The sequence below is a fragment of the Aeribacillus sp. FSL M8-0254 genome (genome assembly GCF_038008845.1).
In the GTDB taxonomy this organism is placed as follows: domain Bacteria; phylum Bacillota; class Bacilli; order Bacillales; family Aeribacillaceae; genus Aeribacillus; species Aeribacillus composti.
Genome location: NZ_JBBOZY010000001.1, coordinates 1,509,300 through 1,528,087, shown reverse-complemented (window position 1 = coordinate 1,528,087; position 18,788 = coordinate 1,509,300). Strand labels below are relative to the sequence as shown.

At 40.5% G+C, this 18,788-nt stretch carries 16 protein-coding genes, 2 pseudogenes and 1 riboswitch; of the genes and pseudogenes, 8 read left to right on the top strand and 10 right to left on the bottom strand.

Annotation, left to right across the window (positions count from 1 at the left end; all coding sequences use genetic code 11):
- From NSQ44_RS07420 to NSQ44_RS07405, 4 genes are read left to right on the top strand one after another with little or no spacing between them, the layout of a single operon-like run.
- A complete protein-coding gene (locus tag NSQ44_RS07420) occupies positions 1 to 399 on the top strand; it encodes a GntR family transcriptional regulator (protein WP_066248497.1) in 399 nt (132 codons plus the stop codon).
- Positions 399 to 1,274 carry an ABC transporter ATP-binding protein gene (locus NSQ44_RS07415; protein WP_094245614.1) on the top strand — a complete coding sequence of 292 codons (876 nt, stop codon included), beginning with the start codon at positions 399 to 401 and terminating at the stop codon, positions 1,272 to 1,274. Before NSQ44_RS07420 ends, NSQ44_RS07415 begins: the two co-directional genes overlap by 1 nt.
- A 2-nt stretch (positions 1,275 to 1,276) precedes the next feature.
- On the top strand, positions 1,277 to 2,212 hold the full coding sequence (locus tag NSQ44_RS07410; RefSeq protein WP_094245613.1) for an ABC transporter ATP-binding protein: 936 nt from the start codon (positions 1,277 to 1,279) through the stop codon (positions 2,210 to 2,212).
- The gene (locus tag NSQ44_RS07405) at positions 2,205 to 3,431 is read left to right on the top strand and encodes an ABC transporter permease (protein WP_340856305.1); all 1,227 of its coding nucleotides are present in this window, start codon (positions 2,205 to 2,207) and stop codon (positions 3,429 to 3,431) included. The genes NSQ44_RS07410 and NSQ44_RS07405 overlap by 8 nt, the downstream gene beginning before the upstream one ends.
- Before the next feature lie 89 nt (positions 3,432 to 3,520).
- Here NSQ44_RS07405 and NSQ44_RS07400 read toward each other — a convergent pair whose 3' ends face one another.
- The 3 genes from NSQ44_RS07400 to NSQ44_RS07390 all read right to left on the bottom strand — a co-directional run bounded on the left by NSQ44_RS07400 (position 3,521) and on the right by NSQ44_RS07390 (position 8,010).
- The gene (locus NSQ44_RS07400) at positions 3,521 to 4,324 is read right to left on the bottom strand and encodes a DNA-methyltransferase (RefSeq protein WP_144598367.1); all 804 of its coding nucleotides are present in this window, start codon (positions 4,322 to 4,324) and stop codon (positions 3,521 to 3,523) included.
- An 873-nt stretch (positions 4,325 to 5,197) separates the two neighbouring features.
- On the bottom strand, positions 5,198 to 6,778 hold the full coding sequence (gene ggt, locus NSQ44_RS07395; protein WP_340856304.1) for a gamma-glutamyltransferase: 1,581 nt from the start codon (positions 6,776 to 6,778) through the stop codon (positions 5,198 to 5,200).
- The gene (locus tag NSQ44_RS07390) at positions 6,775 to 8,010 is read right to left on the bottom strand and encodes an MFS transporter (RefSeq protein WP_340856303.1); all 1,236 of its coding nucleotides are present in this window, start codon (positions 8,008 to 8,010) and stop codon (positions 6,775 to 6,777) included. Before NSQ44_RS07390 ends, ggt begins: the two co-directional genes overlap by 4 nt.
- A gap of 221 nt (positions 8,011 to 8,231) precedes the next feature.
- Here NSQ44_RS07390 and NSQ44_RS07385 point away from each other — a divergent pair, with 221 nt between their 5' ends.
- The 4 genes from NSQ44_RS07385 to ade all read left to right on the top strand — a co-directional run bounded on the left by NSQ44_RS07385 (position 8,232) and on the right by ade (position 11,851).
- The gene (locus NSQ44_RS07385) at positions 8,232 to 8,708 is read left to right on the top strand and encodes an Lrp/AsnC family transcriptional regulator (protein ID WP_340856302.1); all 477 of its coding nucleotides are present in this window, start codon (positions 8,232 to 8,234) and stop codon (positions 8,706 to 8,708) included.
- Positions 8,709 to 8,726: 18 nt separating this feature from the next.
- Positions 8,727 to 9,293, top strand: a complete 567-nt coding sequence (locus NSQ44_RS07380; RefSeq protein ID WP_340856300.1) for a chromate transporter — start codon at positions 8,727 to 8,729, stop codon at positions 9,291 to 9,293.
- Positions 9,290 to 9,829, top strand: a complete 540-nt coding sequence (locus tag NSQ44_RS07375) for a chromate transporter (protein WP_340856299.1) — start codon at positions 9,290 to 9,292, stop codon at positions 9,827 to 9,829. The genes NSQ44_RS07380 and NSQ44_RS07375 overlap by 4 nt, the downstream gene beginning before the upstream one ends.
- Before the next feature lie 128 nt (positions 9,830 to 9,957).
- Positions 9,958 to 10,059, top strand: a riboswitch (purine riboswitch).
- A gap of 49 nt (positions 10,060 to 10,108) precedes the next feature.
- Positions 10,109 to 11,851 carry an adenine deaminase gene (ade, locus tag NSQ44_RS07370; RefSeq protein ID WP_340856297.1) on the top strand — a complete coding sequence of 581 codons (1,743 nt, stop codon included), beginning with the start codon at positions 10,109 to 10,111 and terminating at the stop codon, positions 11,849 to 11,851.
- Positions 11,852 to 12,122: 271 nt separating this feature from the next.
- Here ade and NSQ44_RS19005 read toward each other — a convergent pair whose 3' ends face one another.
- The 7 genes and pseudogenes from NSQ44_RS19005 to pfkB all read right to left on the bottom strand — a co-directional run bounded on the left by NSQ44_RS19005 (position 12,123) and on the right by pfkB (position 18,786).
- Entirely contained in the window at positions 12,123 to 12,308 is a 186-nt protein-coding gene (locus tag NSQ44_RS19005) for a helix-turn-helix domain-containing protein (protein WP_157727937.1), read from the bottom strand.
- Positions 12,309 to 12,734: 426 nt separating this feature from the next.
- A pseudogene (locus tag NSQ44_RS07365) lies at positions 12,735 to 13,020 on the bottom strand (4a-hydroxytetrahydrobiopterin dehydratase).
- A 115-nt stretch (positions 13,021 to 13,135) separates the two neighbouring features.
- Positions 13,136 to 14,650, bottom strand: a complete 1,515-nt coding sequence (locus tag NSQ44_RS07360; protein ID WP_340856296.1) for a cobyric acid synthase — start codon at positions 14,648 to 14,650, stop codon at positions 13,136 to 13,138.
- A gap of 24 nt (positions 14,651 to 14,674) precedes the next feature.
- Complete coding sequence (locus tag NSQ44_RS07355; RefSeq protein WP_157727936.1) at positions 14,675 to 14,851, bottom strand: hypothetical protein; 177 nt, start codon at positions 14,849 to 14,851, stop codon at positions 14,675 to 14,677.
- Positions 14,852 to 15,139: 288 nt separating this feature from the next.
- Positions 15,140 to 15,277: pseudogene (locus NSQ44_RS07350) on the bottom strand (hypothetical protein); the annotation flags it as partial.
- A 715-nt stretch (positions 15,278 to 15,992) separates the two neighbouring features.
- Entirely contained in the window at positions 15,993 to 17,858 is a 1,866-nt protein-coding gene (locus NSQ44_RS07345; RefSeq protein ID WP_340856292.1) for a PTS fructose transporter subunit IIABC, read from the bottom strand.
- 13 nt (positions 17,859 to 17,871) lie between these two features.
- Positions 17,872 to 18,786: a 1-phosphofructokinase gene (gene pfkB / locus NSQ44_RS07340; protein WP_340856291.1), complete on the bottom strand. Its 915-nt coding sequence runs from the start codon at positions 18,784 to 18,786 to the stop codon at positions 17,872 to 17,874.
- Between the last annotated feature and the right edge of the window lie 2 nt (positions 18,787 to 18,788).

Below are 18,788 nucleotides of genomic sequence, written 5' to 3'. Positions count from 1 at the left end.
ATGGAGCTTCCTATTCAGATTGCAAAAGATTCTCCGGAGCCTATTTATTATCAATTGGAAGAACAAATTAAAGCGCTGATTGCAAGCGGTCAGCTTCCTGCTGGTTCGCCGCTGCCTTCGATCCGCACCCTTTCAAAAGACCTTGAAATTAGTGTGATTACGACTAGACGAGCCTACCAAAATCTTGAATATGAAGGGTTTATCCAGACAACACAAGGGAAAGGAACGTTTGTAGCTGACATAGACGATGCTAAGAAAGAAAAAGTAAAGACAGAAACGGTGTACAAAGCTATTCAAACCGCGGTACAAACGGCGCTCCGCCATGACTATACATTTGCAGAGATTGAGCAAATCTTTCAACAAGTAATGGTTGAATTGCGAGAAAAGGAGGGTTCTTAATGCAGCCTTGGTTAGAAATCATGCAGTTAAGAAAAACGATCGATGATTTTCAATTAGGGCCAATTGATCTTTCGTTTGAGCCTGGAACGATTCATGCACTCATTGGGAAAAACGGAGCTGGTAAAAGTACATTAATGAAAATGCTGATGAATCTTGTGAAAAAAGATGAGGGGCAGATCCGCTTATTTGGTCAATCAATACAAAATCGTGATGAAAGCTGGAAGCAGCACATCTCGTACCTGCCGCAGACATTGATTGGATGCAATTCCTTTAACGGATTGGAATTGATGAAGCTCACTTCCCATTGGTATTCAACATGGGATCAGAAATATTTCGACCAGCTTGTACAAATGTTCGATATCCCTTTAAGAAAGCTATATCGAAATTTATCACAAGGTGTTCAAAAGAAATTAAGCATCGCCTTAACTTTAGCCTGCGATACCGACATTTTGATTCTTGATGAACCAACCGCTCATATGGATATCCCTTCAAAACAAATGCTGATGGATATTCTCGTAGAATGGATGGAAAGAAGCGAAAAGCTGATGATCATTGCCAGCCATCAAACAGATGATATTCGAAAGCTTGCTGATTATCTAATTGTACTGAAAAACGGACAATTGCTTGGAAAATTTGAAAAAGAAGAATTAGCCAGCAGATATAAACGTTACTTTTTGCAGCGGCCTCTGCCAAATAAACCGATACCGGGTGAAGTTGGAAGAAAAGGAAAGCAAATTGTCATCACTCAACAACAAGAAAATACAGAACAGTATTTAATAGAGCATCAATACGATTGGATCAAAGCAGAATCATTAGAGTTGGAAGAGATTATCACGATTATGCTCAATCAACCAATTTATCAGAAAGGAACATAAATATGAACGAAACGGTTTTAACAGTCGAAAAATTAGGAAAATCATTCAAACATCAGCCGATTATCCAAAATATATCGTTTGAAGTGAAAAAAGGGGAAATTATGGCGGTATTAGGACCGAACGGGGCTGGAAAATCAACGATCATTCGAAACATTATGGGGATTATGTATCCAGATGAAGGAAGCATTACATTCCACAATAGCCAAAAAAATATAATCCCGCGCCATAAAATTGGCTATTTGCCGGAAGAACGCGGTTTATATAAAAATGTCAAAGTAATGGATATTCTCCTTTATTTAGCAGATTTAAAAAACTACCCATTAAAAAAAGCAAAAGAGCGGGCTAAAGTCTATTTAAAAAAATTTGGCTTAGAAGGAAAAGAACAGTCATCAATTGATGAACTATCAAAAGGAATGGGACAAAAAGTACAGTTTATCGCTTCGATCCTGCATGAGCCTGAACTGCTCATCTTAGACGAACCGTTTTCCGGATTAGACCCTGTGAGCCAGGAGTTATTTAAAAAAGAAATAAGAAGCTTAGCTAATAAAGGCACAGCGATTCTTCTATCTTCCCATCAAATGAATATAGTAGAAGAGATGTGTGACAGATTATTTATGATCCATCGCGGCCGCAAGGTGGTTTATGGATCGATAGAGGAAGTAAAGAAAACATATGCGAATTTCAAATGTGTCATCCGCGGAAAAAATGACCGCGCCGTACTAGAACAAATTTCTGGCGTTCAACGAATAGAACAAAATGAAGATGTATCAACTCTTTATTTAACAAAAGACATTCAACCTGCCAAATGGTTAAAAAACCTTCCGGAATATATGATAATTCAAGAATTATCGCTTGACCGCATTTCCCTGCATGAAATCTTTATTGATGTTGCCACAGATCAAAATTTATTACAGGAAGCTGGTGAAAATTATGAGTAATACTATAAAAATAGCAAAATGGGAAATAAAGCGGAATTTAAAAAACAAATCATTTATCATCAGCTTGTTTATAACGCCTATTCTCTTTTTAGCTTTTTTCCTGCTCGGAAATCTTGCCAATTCAGATGAGGATCAAAGTGTAACAACTGTTTATGTCAATGATAAGCTGAATATTTTGCCAGCCTTGCAGGAAGCAGTACAGCTTCACAACCTTCCATTCAAGCTTCAGAAAACTGGCATCGCGGAAGATAAGATAGAAGATTTGCTAAAAAATAGAGAGAATACAGCCTATTTGTTTATCGGTGAACAGTCATTAACGGATGGCGTTGTCCCTGTTTACACAAGCGATGTGATTAGCCCGATGTTTGCCAATCAAATTCAGCTGCTGGCAGAGCCGTTAAAAGCTTTGCAGTTGGAGCAGCTTGGTTTATCGAAAAATCAATTAGCAGCCATTTCGAAAGGAATCGTCTTTGAACAATCGACCGTTAGTGAAATCTCAAAAACTGAAGGCGGAGGAGGAGAAACGGAAAAAATTTTAGAACGCATTGTACCAGGGGCCTTTGCCAGCATCATTTTACTATCCATTGTTTTTAGCGGCATGATGATTTTTCAAAGCGCCTCGCAGGAAAAGAAAGATAAAATTGCGGAAATCATTCTTTCATCGGTCACGCCAAAAGACCTCATGCAAGGTAAAATTATTGGTTATTTCCTATTAGGAATGTTACAAGTTGTTGTATTTTTCATTTTTATCATTCCAATCGTTTTATGGAAAATTGATGTTCCGATATTTCACTATTTGTTCGTTCCTCATCTTTTTCTTTTCATCGGGATTGCCCTTTTAGGCTACTTGCTGTTTTCGTCAATTTTTGTCGGCATCGGCGCCACAATGGCAGATATATATACCGCCGGCAACTTTCAAGGATTAGTTATCCTGCTGCCATTTTTGTCATTTGTTTTTGTCGGACCTGTGCTGACAGATCCAAGCGGGCTATGGGCGCAAATCGGCACCTATCTTCCATTCACATCACCCGCTGTTTTGATTCTTCGTTTGTCGATATTAGAGGAATGGCCATGGGCGGAAATTGTCATATCACTTGCAATCTTAATAATAAGTGTTTGGATCTTTATGAAACTAGCTGGAAAAATATTCGAAGTCGGCATCTTAATGTACGGAAAAAATGCCACGCCAAAAGAAATATGGTCTTGGATCAGACAATGATCAAAATAAAAAAATCGGCTAAACGCCGATTTTTTTATGGTTTGGTGAAGATGAATAACATTTGCAAGCTGCGTAGTTATGATCGGTCTTTATTCCCAAAATACCGGTTCGCCTTCGATATGGCAAGGCTTGGGCTGATAGATGTCTTCTTTTGTTTTAAGATAGTGATGAATTCTTTCTACATTGGCTGTAAAAGCATTGCTTGCGATATCGCATCCTAAAAAGCGGCAGTTGTTTTTTATGGCTGCAATAGCTGACGATCCGCTCCCTAAAAACGGGTCGCAAACCGTAAACCCCTCTTCGGCACTTGCATAAATCATCGCTTGGAACAGCTCAACCGGTTTTTGAGTCGGATATTTCGAATGGTGAATTCGTTTAAACCTCCATACATCCGGAAAAGACCGGTTTCTAATTTTGCGGTTGTTTCCGTTCGTAGCAAAAATAATATATTCGTGCCTTCTTCTAAAATAATGCCCCATTCCCATATTGATTTTATCCCAAGTGATGATGTTTTTTACGTCAAAGTACTCTCTCATTAAATGCCCTAAGCTTAATAAAGAAAAAGAATCAAACATGATGTAAATGTGCCCTGTATCTTTTTTCAGCACCCTCTTGCACTCTTGTAAAAAGAGATGATAGTTCTCTTCACTGTCTTCAAATTCCGCAAACCATTTCCCGTTTTCCGTTCCCTTTTGCTTATATTCACCGACGATTCTGCCCTTCCCGAGCTTCAGCTTGTTATTCATTCCAGAATAAGCAGGGTCTGTTACAATCAAGTCGATGCTTTCATCTTTTAAAGACTTTAAAAAGGATATGCAATCATTTAGTTCAATTTTTACTTCGAGATTGTTTCCATATTTAAACGTTCTCACAGATGCAGTTTCTGTATCCATATCCAAACACCCTTTTAAAAATAAACGAGATAACTATTTTATCATACTATAGAAGAACGTACATTCTCAACCGATTTAGCTCGTATCTAGCATTTGGCGCAGCGACTTTCAGTGGATTGTTGTCTTGCCTATTTATTTTAATTTTCGTATTTGGGCATTATCTCGTGCGGATTATCTGATTATCTTATGACCTTCTCCGCATAATCCTCTGGGGACGTTATTTCCTTCTTGATCTCTGTCCAGTTTGCTCGTCCAATCAAAGTTTTCCAACCTACAGCCAAGGTATTTATCATGCACTCCAAAGCTCTCCGGTTTTTTTGTTATTTTGAAACATTTTCAGCACTCACTTTCAGATGTATGTTGCTCAATTGGCTACAGTCCTAAACTGAAGAATAACTTTCCCGGTGTTTCATTCTGTTTCATGAGGATTCAACCATTAAGCCCCTATTTATTCCATATTTAATGACTTCGTCAACGAAGAAAAAAAATAACGGAAATTGGACCAGTATTGCGGAATATAAAATTTCATTTTGCTGTTTGTTTTTGACGAAAAGCAGCAGCTGGAAATCAACGTAAGTTGTTAAGGTTTGATGAAAGATTTAGTCCGCGAAACAGCTTGTTGCAATCGTTGGTGTTTTCGCTTCCCTATATATTTCTACTAAAACCTTTCTTTTGGCTGTAACTTCTCCTAATTTATTTCCAGGGTTGAATATACCGATGTGAGAACCTCTTCAAATGATAAAAGCCTGTAGAATTCCAATAATGAATTCTGCAGGCTTTGCCCTAGCTGGATACTTTCCGTAAACCCTTCTCCAATATATTTAAATATGAAACAACGGATAGCATAAATCCCCGCTTTTTATGAATTCGTCGTTACCAACCGATTGCCGCACCGTCTCCTCTTGGATCAACCCCGCCATGTAAAAAGCTTTGGTCATCAATTAATATGGCGTTGGCATGACCCATTATTTTATCAATCTCATCAACAACTTTTACAAGATGGCCCGCTTTGATCATCGATTCGATCACGTCTTGCGGGATGCGGCCTTCCATCTTCAATTCTTCTGTCTCTTCTCCCCATGTTCTTCCCCACACGAACCTTGGCTCATATATTGCTTCTGCAGGGCTCATTTGATAATCAATCATTCTTGTAATGATAGCTGTTTGTGTTTGCGGCTGTCCTTCTCCTCCTTGTGTTCCGTATAAAATATACGGCTTTCCATCTTTAAAAGCCATTGCAGGCATCAGCGTGTGGAACGTTCTTTTTCTCGGCGCCAAGCAATTGACATGCGAACGATCAAGAGAAAAGAACGATCCTCTGTTTTGCATTAAAATCCCTGTGTCACCAGCAACAACACATGAACCGAATTCAAAATAAAGACTTTGGATAAAGGAAACCGCATTTCCCTCTTCATCCACGACAGCCGCATGAGCAGTGTCGTTCCCAACAGGCTGCGTCTTTACTTCGCTTGCTTTTGTCAGACTGATCGAATCGGCCAGCTCTTTCGCATATGTTTTGCTTAACAATTTATCAAGCGGAATCTGGTAGAATTCGGGGTCTGTCAATACTTGGTTGCGATCTTGAAAACTTTTTTTCAACGATTCTGTTAATAGATGATAATATTCAAAAGAACCGTGCGGAATGGCTTTAAAATCAAAGTTTTCTAAAATATTTAACGCCATTATCCCGACAAAGCCTTGTGAATTGGGCGGAACTTGATATATTGTATAACCGCGGTATGTTCCGCTCAGCGGTTCGACCCAATCTCCTTGATGATCCGCAAAATCATCTTCTATTAAAAGCCCCCCTTTTTCTTGAAGGCTCGATACAATGCGTTTTGTTAACCCGCCTTTGTAAAAATAATCTCTTCCCTTTTCTGCCAATTCTTTCAAAGTATTTGCCAGTTGTTTCTGGATAAATTTTTCATTCAGGTTCGGAATCCGATGATCAGGCAGGAAAATTGATGATGTTTCCGGAAATTCTCGCAGAATTTGAACATTTTTTTGCGTGTTGACATATTGATCCTTTGAAAAAGGGAATCCATTTTCCGCATATTCAATAGCTGGCTCTAAAACTTCCGCCAATGAAAGTCTTCCATATTCTTTTATGATGGCATCCCAACTGTCAACCATACCCGGCACGGTGATAACACTTTGAATGCCGCGAAAAGGAATGGCGGACAAACCTTCGTATTTTTCAAGCGTGGCGTTATAGCCGGAACGGCCGCTGCCGTTATACGCACGAACTTTTTGATCCTTCCTGCTGTAAAACAGCCAAAAAGAATCTCCCCCGATCCCTGTCATGTGCGGATAAACGACCGCTAAGCAGGCGCTGACCGCTACCGCTGCATCGAAAGCATTTCCCCCTTTTTGCAGTATGCGGCAGCCAGCTGCCGATGCTAAATAATGGGGACTGACAACCATATTTTTGGTTCCGATCATTGATTGGCTCATATTGCTTGTTCCTCCCTCGGTTTATTGTTTTGAACGAAATCGGACATGCGTTTTGAACTTTCAGTAAACAGAAATAAGACTGCACCGATGATTAGCAAAACACCTGACAAATAAAAACCGATTTCAAGCTTGCCGGTGATATCGGCAAAATAGCCTGTAATATAAGGGGCAAAAATGGAAGAAAGCATTCCGCTGAAATTGAAAAAACCATACACTTTGGAATACATGGATGACGGCGTAATTTCAGCCATATAAGATATTAATACGGGATCGAGCGCCAGTTTTCCTAGCAGCCCGTAAAAAACTAATCCTGCTATCAGCAACGAATAATTTTCCGCATAAGGGATGACAAATTGGCAAACAGCTCCAGCAACAGCTAAAAAAATGATCAACGGCTTTTTATTTTTTACTTTATCTGAAACATAGCCGAAGAAAATAGCCCCCGGAATCGAAGCCCATGGCACTAAAGAAGATATGATCCCTGTTTGCGAACCGTCTACCCCTTTTACCGTCTGCAAATAATAAGGCAGCCAAGTCAGCATTCCGAAAAATCCATATAAAGAGCAGAAGATGAGAATGTAGACGAAAAGATGATTTTTTGTAAACAGCCGTTTTAAGCTTTGGCCATCTTGAACATTGGAAACTTCTTGTTTTTTTTCATGGCTGGATTGATCGCGAACACACAATCCTATCAAGATGGCAACAATAATAGTTGGAATGGCAAATAGATAAAATGAAAATTGCCATCCTTTGTTTAAGGTGTACGTGAAGTAGCTTGCAGCAATAAAACCAAGAGAAATGCCGAAAGCCATTCCGCTGTTGATCACTGCCGAACCAAGGCCTCTGTATTTTTTAGGGATAATGTTGGAAGAAATTCCGTATTGCGAACCGTAATAGGTTCCTTCTCCAATACCCGTTAAAGCACGCATCAACAAAAACAAAGCAAAAGAAGATGCCAATCCGCTCAAAAAAGTGGTAATGCCAAATAATGTGTAGCCAATTACTAAAACTTTCACCCTTCCAAAACGATCAGCCAAAAAACCTGTTGGAATTTGCATGATCGAATAGGCAATGAAAAACACAGTGGACATTAAACCTAATTGAGCATTGTTTAAATTCCATTGCTCACCTATTTCTCCCATCACTGGTGACAAAATAGTCCGGTCTGCATACATAAATACCCATCCTAGAAAAAATAAGAAAATAACGATAGCTGGATGTGTGCGTTTCATTTTCTTCACCTCTGGCAAGCTTTTTTAAAAAATTTGATTCCATTATAGAAAGCTGCCGAGGAAAGTTCCTTGAATTTGTAAATTTTTTTAACAAAGTTTTTTTCGTTTCGTAAACAAATAAATATTTTCATTTTTTTATAGAAATCATAAAACATATTTTGTATACTAAAAGAAATTATAATTATAAAATTAACTACATAACGAAATAAAGGGTGGTATGAATGGCATTCGAATACAACATTCCGAATTTAGACATAGACCATATTGATAAACAAATTTTAGAGAAGCTGCATGAAAACAGCCGGATATCGTATACGGATTTAGGAAAAGAAATTGGTTTGTCTCGGGTTGCTGTTCAAGCGAGAATAAACAACTTAATCGAGAAAGGAATTATCGAAAAATTTACGACGGTGATCAATCCAACCAAAATCGGCATGCATGTTTCCGCCTTTTTTAATGTCGAAGTAGAACCGCAGTATTTGGAGGAAGTGGCACAAAAATTGGCGGAGGAACATGCTGTTACAAGCTTGTATCATATGACCGGGCCAAGCAAGCTGCACATGCATGGAATCTTTAAAAATAATCAAGAAATGGAAAAATTTTTAACTAAAAAATTATATCCTATGCGCGGCGTCGTCAGTGTTGACTGTCAAATTCTCATTAAACGATACAAGAGCCGCATGGGAATGAAATTATAATGGATGAGGGGGAGGAACATGCAAACATCTTATAAAAATCTTATCATGGCCATGGTGAGAACCGGAATTTTTGGATTCGGAGGCGGTCCTTCCGTCATTCCGTTATTCCGTTATGAGGCCGTTTCCAGATACCATTGGGTAAAAGATGAAGAATTTGCTGAAATATTGGCCATTGCCAATACCTTGCCCGGACCGATCGCGACAAAAATGGCCGCTTACTTAGGATATAAACAAAAAGGGGCATTAGGCGCTATTATTTGCGTTGCGGCACATATTTTGCCTACTTGTTTAGCCATGATTTTATTGTTCAAAATGGTCACGGCTTTAAGCGGTTCACCTGTGATCAACGGTATGATTGCTGCTGTTATGCCGGTGATTGCCGCCATGCTCGGGAAGATGGCTTACGAATTTTCTTCAAAGGCCATGAAAGGATTGGGAAAATGGCTGGGCGTCCTCTTGATGATTGTCTCGTTTTGTCTGCTGCAGGTGATTTCGATTCATCCTGCCATTGTGATTCTGCTGTTTTTAACATACGGAGCTTTCCATTTAAAACGGAAGCGCCAAAGCAAGGAGATGTCGGCATGAAAATTTGGATCAGTTTATTCATCGGGTTCTTTTTGGCCAACATCCTCGGTTATGGAGGAGGACCCGCTTCCATTCCGCTCATGTATGAGGAAATTGTCAATCATTACAAATGGCTGACAAATGCTGAATTTTCCAATATGCTCGCACTGGGAAATGCTTTGCCGGGGCCAATTGCAACGAAGATTGCGGCATACGTCGGTTTTGATGTGTACGGCTGGTGGGGCGCTTTCATCGCCTTGTTTGCAACTGTATTTCCATCAGCTTTCGCTTTGATTCTGTTGTTAAAACTGATTCAGCGCCACCGGGAATCTTTAGTTGTGAAAGGAATGGCCTTGCTTGTCCAGCCTGTTATTGCGGTCATGATGCTGCTTTTAACTTGGGAAATGATGAAAGACTCCGCCCATTCGCTCGGGATAATCCAATCACTTATCATTGCTGCTGTATCGTTCTTTGCATTAGAAAAATGGAAAGTGCACCCCGCCATTCTTATTATGTTATCCTTTGTTTATGGAGGAGTTGTTCTGCCCAATTTTTAAAATCGGTCTGTTTGGAGCACCAGAGAAACTGTGATTCTCAGCTTTTCGCAATACCTGAGAAAATTTTTCTGTCAAGAAATGCACCAACTATCTTGCTTTGTTTCAATTAGAGTCGTATAATCTCTTTTTAAAAATACGAATGATTTTCTCGTATAAGTTTGGAAATACGGTCCAAACGTTTCTACCAAACTACCGTAAATAGTTTGACTACGAGAGACGATACACAACTCTCCCTGTCAAACTCAACGCGCGAGTTTACTACAGAAGGGAAAAGTGAGAATGGACAAAAACATGTTAAAGAAAAGAATCCAAGTGGCTAGCAAACAAATTCCGGCAGACATTGTGATTAAAAATGGAAAAATTGCCGATGTTTTCAATTTAGAAATTTTGCATGGAGACATCGCCATTGCGGACGGAGTGATTGCTGGAATCGGAGAATATGATGGGGTAAACATCATTGATGCCGAGAATAAATTCATCGTTCCAGGTTTCATCGACTCTCATGTCCATATTGAATCTTCGATGGTGACACCGAAGGAGTTCTCCAAAGCAGTTCTGCCCCACGGTGTGACAACCGTTATTATAGATCCGCATGAAATTGCGAATGTCGCCGGGACGAAAGGTATATCTTTTATGCTGGAGGATTCAGAAGGCTTAGATTTAGATGTGTATTGCATGCTGCCTTCCTGCGTTCCGGCGACTTCGTTTGAAAATGCCGGCGCTGTGTTAAATGATGATGAACTTGCACCTTTTTACAAGCATCCTCGGGTGCTCGGGCTTGCGGAAGTGATGGATTTCCCAGGTGTTCAAAATTTAGATGACCGCATCATTGACAAGCTTTTAACGGCATCAGCATATAAGATCGACGGACACGGCGCAGGTCTTGGCATTGAAGGAGTCAATGTTTACAGAGCGGCCGGCATTCAAACAGATCATGAATGTGTGACAAAAGAGCAAGCAAAAGACCGCCTTGCTCGCGGAATGTACGTCATGATCCGTCAAGGATCTGCTGCAAAAAATTTGCCAGAACTAATCGGCGTGGTCAATGAAAAAAATAGCCACCGCTGTCTATTTTGTACGGATGACAAGCATTTAGACGACTTAATTGCCGAGGGAAGCATTGACTACAATATTCGTCTTGCCGTCGAGCATGGACTTGATCCTCTCATAGCGATTCAAATGGCGACGATTAATGCCGCCCAATGTTTCGGACTATCGCAAAAAGGAGCGATCGCACCTGGATATAGAGCAGATCTTGTCATAGTAGATAACTTCAAAGCTTTTACGATTGAAAAAGTTTTGAAAGCCGGAAAAGTGATAGCGGAAAACGGTCAATATATAGGATCTATAGATCAACCAAAACCTTCCGTTTTATCAAGAAATTATGTCAATCTAAACATAAACGAGGTTACAAAAGAACGGTTGGCCATTCACGTAAAAAATAACCAAAAAGCGCATGTAATAGAAATTATTCCGAATCAAATTGAAACGGTTAAAAGAATGATGGAAGTTCCGAGCGACGGTGTTTGCTTCATCCCTTCCATTGAAAAAGATTTGGCAAAACTGGCTGTACTCGAACGCCATAAAAATACTGGAAACATTGGCCTTGCCATTGTAAAAGGATTAGGCTTAATCGGCGGTGCAGTCGCCACAACCGTCGCCCACGATTCCCATAATGTGATCGTTGCCGGCACAAACGATGAGGATATGATCTGCTCCATTCAAGAGATGAAGAGAATCGGCGGTGGGCTAGTAGTTGTGAATGATGGAAAAACGCTCGCCTCTTTGCCGCTTGTGATCGGCGGATTGATGTCAGATCAAGCATATCCAATCGTCGCCCATCAACTCGATGAATTGAACAGCAGCTTGCACAAAGTGAGCAAACATCGGCATTTCAATCTCTTCCTCACGCTCTCTTTTTTAAGTTTGCCTGTCATTCCAGAGCTCAAAATTACTGATTTAGGATTATTTGACGTCACAACGTTTCAGCACATAGAAGTTGCAGCCGAGCACGGCGTTTAAATATCGTGTAAAAAATGATTGTATGGGCTGCAAAACACATAAAAAAAGAAAACTCCGGCAAGGGAGATTGGCTCATCTGCCGGAGTTTCATTTGCCTTTTTTCGCTTAGAGTTTAAATTCTTTAAGCCTGCTAAAGCTTTCCAATACGTGTCAGAAATGATTCATTCATAAATTCACAGGAGATGTTTTTTTACACGCTTGCCCGATAGCTTAACCGTTTTTTCCGCCGGACTTTATCCCGTTCTAAAATCCTTTGCTCGATCAATAGAATTCACCTTTTTGCCAGTTCGCTCCGGTCAAAATCAAACAAATTATACAGCTTGTATGCCATCATGAGCTCAAAGCGCATATATGCATGATTTAAATCAACATTGAGTATTTCTTCAACACGTTCAATGCGATATTCAAGTGTACTGCGGTGTATAAATAATTCTTTCGAAGCTTCGCGGTAAATCAAAAGGATTTGTGCAGCGCTTCGGTCATGCTCATACGATTAAATTCGGCAGGTTGTTTTCCTTCAACATTGTCAATGATATTTTGAATGGTGCTATGACATGATCCGATCACTTAAAAGTTTTCCTTCACCAACATCAACTAACATCCTTGTTGCCTGCTTTGTGTGTGCAAAATTTCGTCATGTTTTTTTATCCATAAATGCAGATTTTCCCCAAAAGACCATATACACGCTTCTTGCAGCTCCGCATCATTTCAGCTGCCCATCTATTCGAGAAAAACAGGGTGCCTTTTAAATCGCATCATTTTTTTGAAAACCGTTCTCCTTCTCAAGAGGAAAGACGTCCCTTATATCGTAACTTATGGTGCGGCGGAAAATGCGGCTTTCTTCACGTCATCCGCTTCACATATAATCCACTTTTTTCCGTTTTTACCCTGCTTTTATTTTTTCATAAGCTTCATCATATTTTTTCGCCAGTTCGAAATCAAGCTTTGTGAGTCCTTTCGCTCTCTGAGACGAAATTTTTACCGTGATGAACTTATAGTCAATAGAAATGAATTACTTCTTCAGAAATGTCCGAAATTTGCCGCACGAATTCGATTTCTTGCAAATCGTCTTGAAAGAGGTACTTTCTTGCAATCCATCGCTCTTCAAGAAGATTCCAATCTTTCATATCTTGTAAAAGAGATTGCACTTCTTCATCTGTTAACCGCATGACCGTTTCCTCCCGGATTTTTATAAAAAAACAGACAGCTAAAATCACAGTGCAAAAAAGATTGCCATATGAATATAAAGAGGCGAACAAACATATCAGATTTCCGTTTATTTTCTTAGAAAAAAGATTTGCTTTGAAACCGTTCCATTTCCCGATAAATACACTCGATGTCCACATGCTTCCGGAGACAATCGGCAAGCCGGTCAAATGCTTCTTCACGAATGTTTTTCATTGATGGCCGCTCATAAATCGCCGGAAGACCTTTTCTTTTTCTTATCAAATTCAAAAATGCCGTCCGAAACTCATCGTTATGAAATATGCCATGAAAATACGTTCCAATTAGGAGGCTGTCTTGGCTTATGCAGCCGTCAACTCCTTCTTCCGTCGTAATAAATGGCGATACGTCCCCTTCATAAGAAGTTGTTCCCATATGAATTTCATAGCCTTCCACCGGCACATTACAATCAGCAAAGTGGGCCATCCCTGTTGTAAGAGTCGTCCTTTTCTCTTTCATCATGGCGGTGCGAATCGGGAAAAAACCGAATCCGTTTGCGCTCCCTATCGATGTTTCTACGTGATAAGGGTCTGAAATCTCCCTTCCGAGCATTTGATAACCGCCGCATATGCCGACAATGACTGATTTTTTCGCTAGATAAAGCTTTTCTATCGCATCCGCAAAGCCGGATTTTCGCAAAAGCAATAAGTCCTCAATTGTATTTTTTGTTCCCGGCAAAATGACAACATCCGGTTCTCTGAGTTCATTTGCCTCCTTTACATAGCGAACATGGCAATCCTTTTCATATAGAAACGGGTCAACATCGGTAAAGTTCGAAATGTGAGGAACATGAATAACAGCAATATCAATCTCGCTAGTTTTCTCATTTGTACGTGGAAACGTATCTAATATGACGGCGTCTTCCGCCTCAATGTTTAAATTAGAAATATATGGTACGACCCCTAAAACCGGTTTGCCCGTATACTCTTCAAACCAGCGAAGTCCCGGCTCCAGCAAGGAAATATCCCCGCGAAACTTGTTAATCACTACCCCAATTACGCGATCGCGATCTTCAGGCTCAAGCAGCTGCAATGTTCCTACTAAACTCGCAAATACACCGCCTCTGTCAATGTCGCCGACAAGAATGACAGGAGCGTTTGTTAACCGGGCAATGCGCATATTGACAAGCTCGCGATCATTTAAGTTAATTTCCGCAGGGCTCCCCGCTCCTTCTATAACGATTCGCTCATATGTACTTGCCAAATGATGATACGCTTCTTTAATCACCTGCAAACCAAGTTCAAAAAATTCCTGCCGATACGCTGCTGCCTTATAATTTTGATACGGCTTACCGTTCACAACAATTTGTGAAGTGTGATCGCTCACAGGCTTGATCAAAATCGGGTTCATATCCGCCGTTGCGACCGTTCTTGCCGCCTCCGCCTGCACTCCTTGGGCGCGGCCGATTTCCTTGCCGTCAACGGTAATATACGAATTGAGTGACATATTTTGTGATTTAAACGGCGCCGTCCGATATCCGTCCTGCGCAAAAATTCGGCAAAAACCTGTCGCAATCACGCTTTTCCCCGCATCGGAATGCGTACCTTGAATCATGATGGGCAATGCTTTATTCATCTGTTTTTCTCCTCTCACAAGCATTCACAAATGTTTCGCAAACTCCGGGTATGAAGCACCGCCGTATGAAAAGGCGGGCCAATAAATCAGGACCGCATGTAAATCATTTATCCTCGAAAAATAAACACGGTGGCTATTTTTTTCATTGATCACGCCGATCAATTCAGGCAAATTTTTGGCAGCAGATCTTTGACGAATCATCACGTACATTCCACGGGAAAGTCGGTCTCTTACTTGCTTTTTTGTCGCACATTTTTAACTCGCCTACATAATGCCAATTTCCCGACATTGCTTGCCGTTCCAACAATGATGATTCTTTTCCAACATTTTTACACGGTAACTTTTTGGTTGGATTCTACTGTTTCAACAACGATGATTTATTTCCAACTCATTCATGCTCCCTTTTCAAAAATTGATGATGACTGAAGTATTATAACATCCTTCATTTTCCGCTAGTATCATGATGCACGAGATGATCAAAAATAATTGCTATGTTGGAACAGATTCTATTTTTACATTTTCTTCTTTTAATTTTTCAAGATTTTCTACCGGCGGTCTAAATATAATGTCCGCATCTCCTGATTGAAGCGCCATTTTCCGCGCATTGGCATCCTCGTTGAAAGCAAATGTTGCTTTTTCAAGCTTTGCTTTGCCATCCCAATACTTTTCAAATCGTTCGACTTCAGCTCTACCCCAGGCTCAAAAGAAGAAATTTTAAATGGCCCCGTACCGATTGGCCTTTTATCAATATCTTTTTCATCAACATCGACAATCGCTGTATTTGGATGTACGAGTTCTGAAGGAAATTGCGGGAATACTTCTTCCGTTTGAATCGTTAACAATTGACCATCGGCTTTCATTTTGCTGATTTTTAATGTCGCTTGAACAGATTGTTCGGTCCTTCTTAGTAGTTCTAAACCAACTAATACTATGACTTCTGCTGACTTCTGACGGTTCAGCTACTTATCACTAAGTAGGTTATGAAGCGCATTTCACCTATCCGCCAGACCTCCCCGGGTAAGTACATGCACTTTCACACCATCTATCCGCCTCATTTACTCGATATGACCTTCGACAGAAAGAGCTTTGTTTTGTTTGGCAAACTCACTCAATCATACCTAGCCTTATATGAGGTTCGTGTTCCTCGGACCGGTGTTTTGCCTCCAGCTTCCTTCAGATTCCGCGTCACCACGGACACCCTTTCGTTGAGCTAACCTCTACTTCTGTCTTCGCGGTTCGGGACTTACACCCTATAGTTCATGTACATGCCGGGCGCACCAAAAAAAGGGGTCAGACCCTAGATCCGAACCCTTAAAAGAAATTTGCTGCTCGTATTAGTCTTTTATTCTTTTACTTCTTTCTTTAAGAAACCGACCATAAGAGCTGTTACAAATGAACCAATTAAAATAGCAAGCACATATAACCATGGACTGCCGCTTATAATCGGGATGACAAATATGCCTCCGTGCGGTGCTGACAAACCAATTCCAAATACCATCGTTAACGCACCGGCAATTGCGGAACCTACGATAATCGATGGAATTACACGTCCTGGATCAGCTGAGGCAAAAGGAATGGCTCCTTCTGTTATAAAGGTTGCCCCCATAATATAGCACGTTTTTCCTGCTTCTCGTTCTGCTTTTGTAAACTTCTTTTTAAACAAAGTTGTTGCAATGGCTAGTCCTAATGGAGGAACCATACCGCCAGCCATAATCGCAGCATGCGGGGCGTAGTTTCCTGCATCAATCATCGCTAAACCGAATGTAAAGGCTGCTTTGTTGATCGGACCTCCCATATCTACAGCCATCATTCCCCCTAAAATCAAACCTAAAAGAACTAAGTTCCCAGTTCCTAAGCCTTCCAGCCAAGCTTTCAATCCATCGTTAATCGCTTTAACAGGATCATTCACCACATACATCATAATAAAACCTGTAATTAAAATACCGAATAAAGGATATAGTAAAACTGGCTTAATCCCTTCTAATGATTGCGGCAGAACTTGAAAGATTCGTTTTAAAAGAACGACTAAATATCCGGCTAAGAAACCGGCAATTAATCCACCAAGAAAACCGGCCTCCCCATTTGCTGCCAAAAATCCTCCGACCATTCCCGGAGCAAATCCCGGACGATCCGCAATACTCATGGCAATAAATCCTGCTAAAACAGGAATCATTAATTTAAAGGCATTTCCACTGCCAATAGTCATCAATGCTTCAGCAATCGGATGGTAAGATGGATCGTTCGGATCGAACGCTTTAATCCCAAAAATAAATGAAATGGCAATCAAGATACCGCCGCCAACGACAAATGGCAGCATGTTTGAAACCCCATTCATGAGGTGCTTATAAAATCCTTTTCGTTCTCCCCGTTGAAACGCTGAATTTGTTTCTTTTCCCGAAGCTTTGTAAATAGGTGCGTCTTTCTTTAATGCTCGTTCAATCAACTCTTTTGGTTGGCGAATGGCTTGTGCAACAGGGACTTCAATGACATGTTTGCCGTCGAAACGGTCCATTTCCACTTGCTTATCTGCAGCCACAATGATTGCGTCTGCCTCTTCGATCTCTTCTGGCATCAGCTTATTTTTGACACCGCTTGAACCATTCGTTTCAACCTTAATGTCAACGCCTAACTCTTTCGCTTTTGTCTTCAAAGCATCCGCTGCCATATACGTATGGGCAATACCAGTCGGACAAGCAGTAACGGCTAAAATTTTTCCTTTTTTAGAATCGGTCTGCTCGCTCTCTTCTTCATTTTCCTTTTCTTTTTCATTGATAATTTCAATGATTTCCTCAGCAGAATTGGCTGATTCAATTTTTTTACGAAACTCTTGATCCATTAACAATGTCGATAAACGGGAAAGTGTTTCTAGATGAGCATTGTGGACGCCTTCACTAGCTGCAATCATGAAAAATAAATGGCTGGGCTTACCATCTAAAGACTCAAAGTCAATGCCTGCTTTTGAACGACCGAATGCGATCGCAGACTGTTTAACTGCATTCGTTTTAGCATGCGGAATCGCTATCCCTTCGCCAATTCCAGTCGTACTTTGAGATTCACGAGCAAGGATGGCCTCCTTAAACGCTTCTTTATCGTGAAGCTTCCCTGCCCTCGCAAGCGTTTCTATTAATTCATTAAGTACTTCCATTTTGGTAGCAGACTGTAAATCTAATATAATCGTCTCTTTCGTTAATAAATCCGTGATTTTCATTATACAATCCTCCTTACCGATAAATTTCCAAGCGAATATTTGGAAGAAGCTGTTCCACGCTTTCCTTTGTACATAAATCTTCTGAAAATGCTGTTGCACTTCCGGCACTGACGCCGTGTTGGAATGCTTTGATCGCGTCATGGTTTTGAATATAGGAGGCTAAGAAACCGGCAACAGTTGAATCCCCAGCTCCTACTGTATTTTTCACGTTACCTTTTGGGACTTTGGCCAATACGGTATGATCAGCATTAATCAATACTGCTCCGTTTCCTCCCATGGTAACGATTACATTCCTTGCTCCTTCACTTTGCAGCTTCTTTCCGTACTTTATTGCATCTTCTACCGTCTCAATGTTTACATGAAACAACTCTCCTAATTCGTGATGGTTCGGTTTTATTAAAAAAGGTCTCATAGGTATCAACCGTTTTAGACTCGGTCCTGATGTATCAACGACAAACGGTATTTCCCTTTCCTGACAAATCGATGCTATCGTCTCGTAAAAATTTTCAGGAACTGTTGGAGGCAAACTGCCAGCAAGCACTAAAACATCATCTTTATTCAAAGAAGAAATTTTTGCTAATAGCTTTTCCTGCTTTTCTTTTGAGATGGCAGGTCCATTCCCGTTAATTTCCGTTTCTTGATCTCCTTTCAGCTTTATATTGATCCGGGTAGGCTCTTCCACCTCAGTGAAATCGATGGCAATATTTTCACTAATTAATGCATTCTTAAGAAAATCTCCTGTAAAACCGCCTGCAAAACCTAATACAACACTATCGATACCAAGGCGTTTCAATACGCGGGACACATTGATCCCTTTTCCTCCCGGGAAGTAAAGTGTTTCTTCCGCTCGGTTCAATTCTCCTATTTTTAAGTGATTAATACGGACGTGATAATCAATCGATGGATTTAAGGTAACCGTATAAATCATGA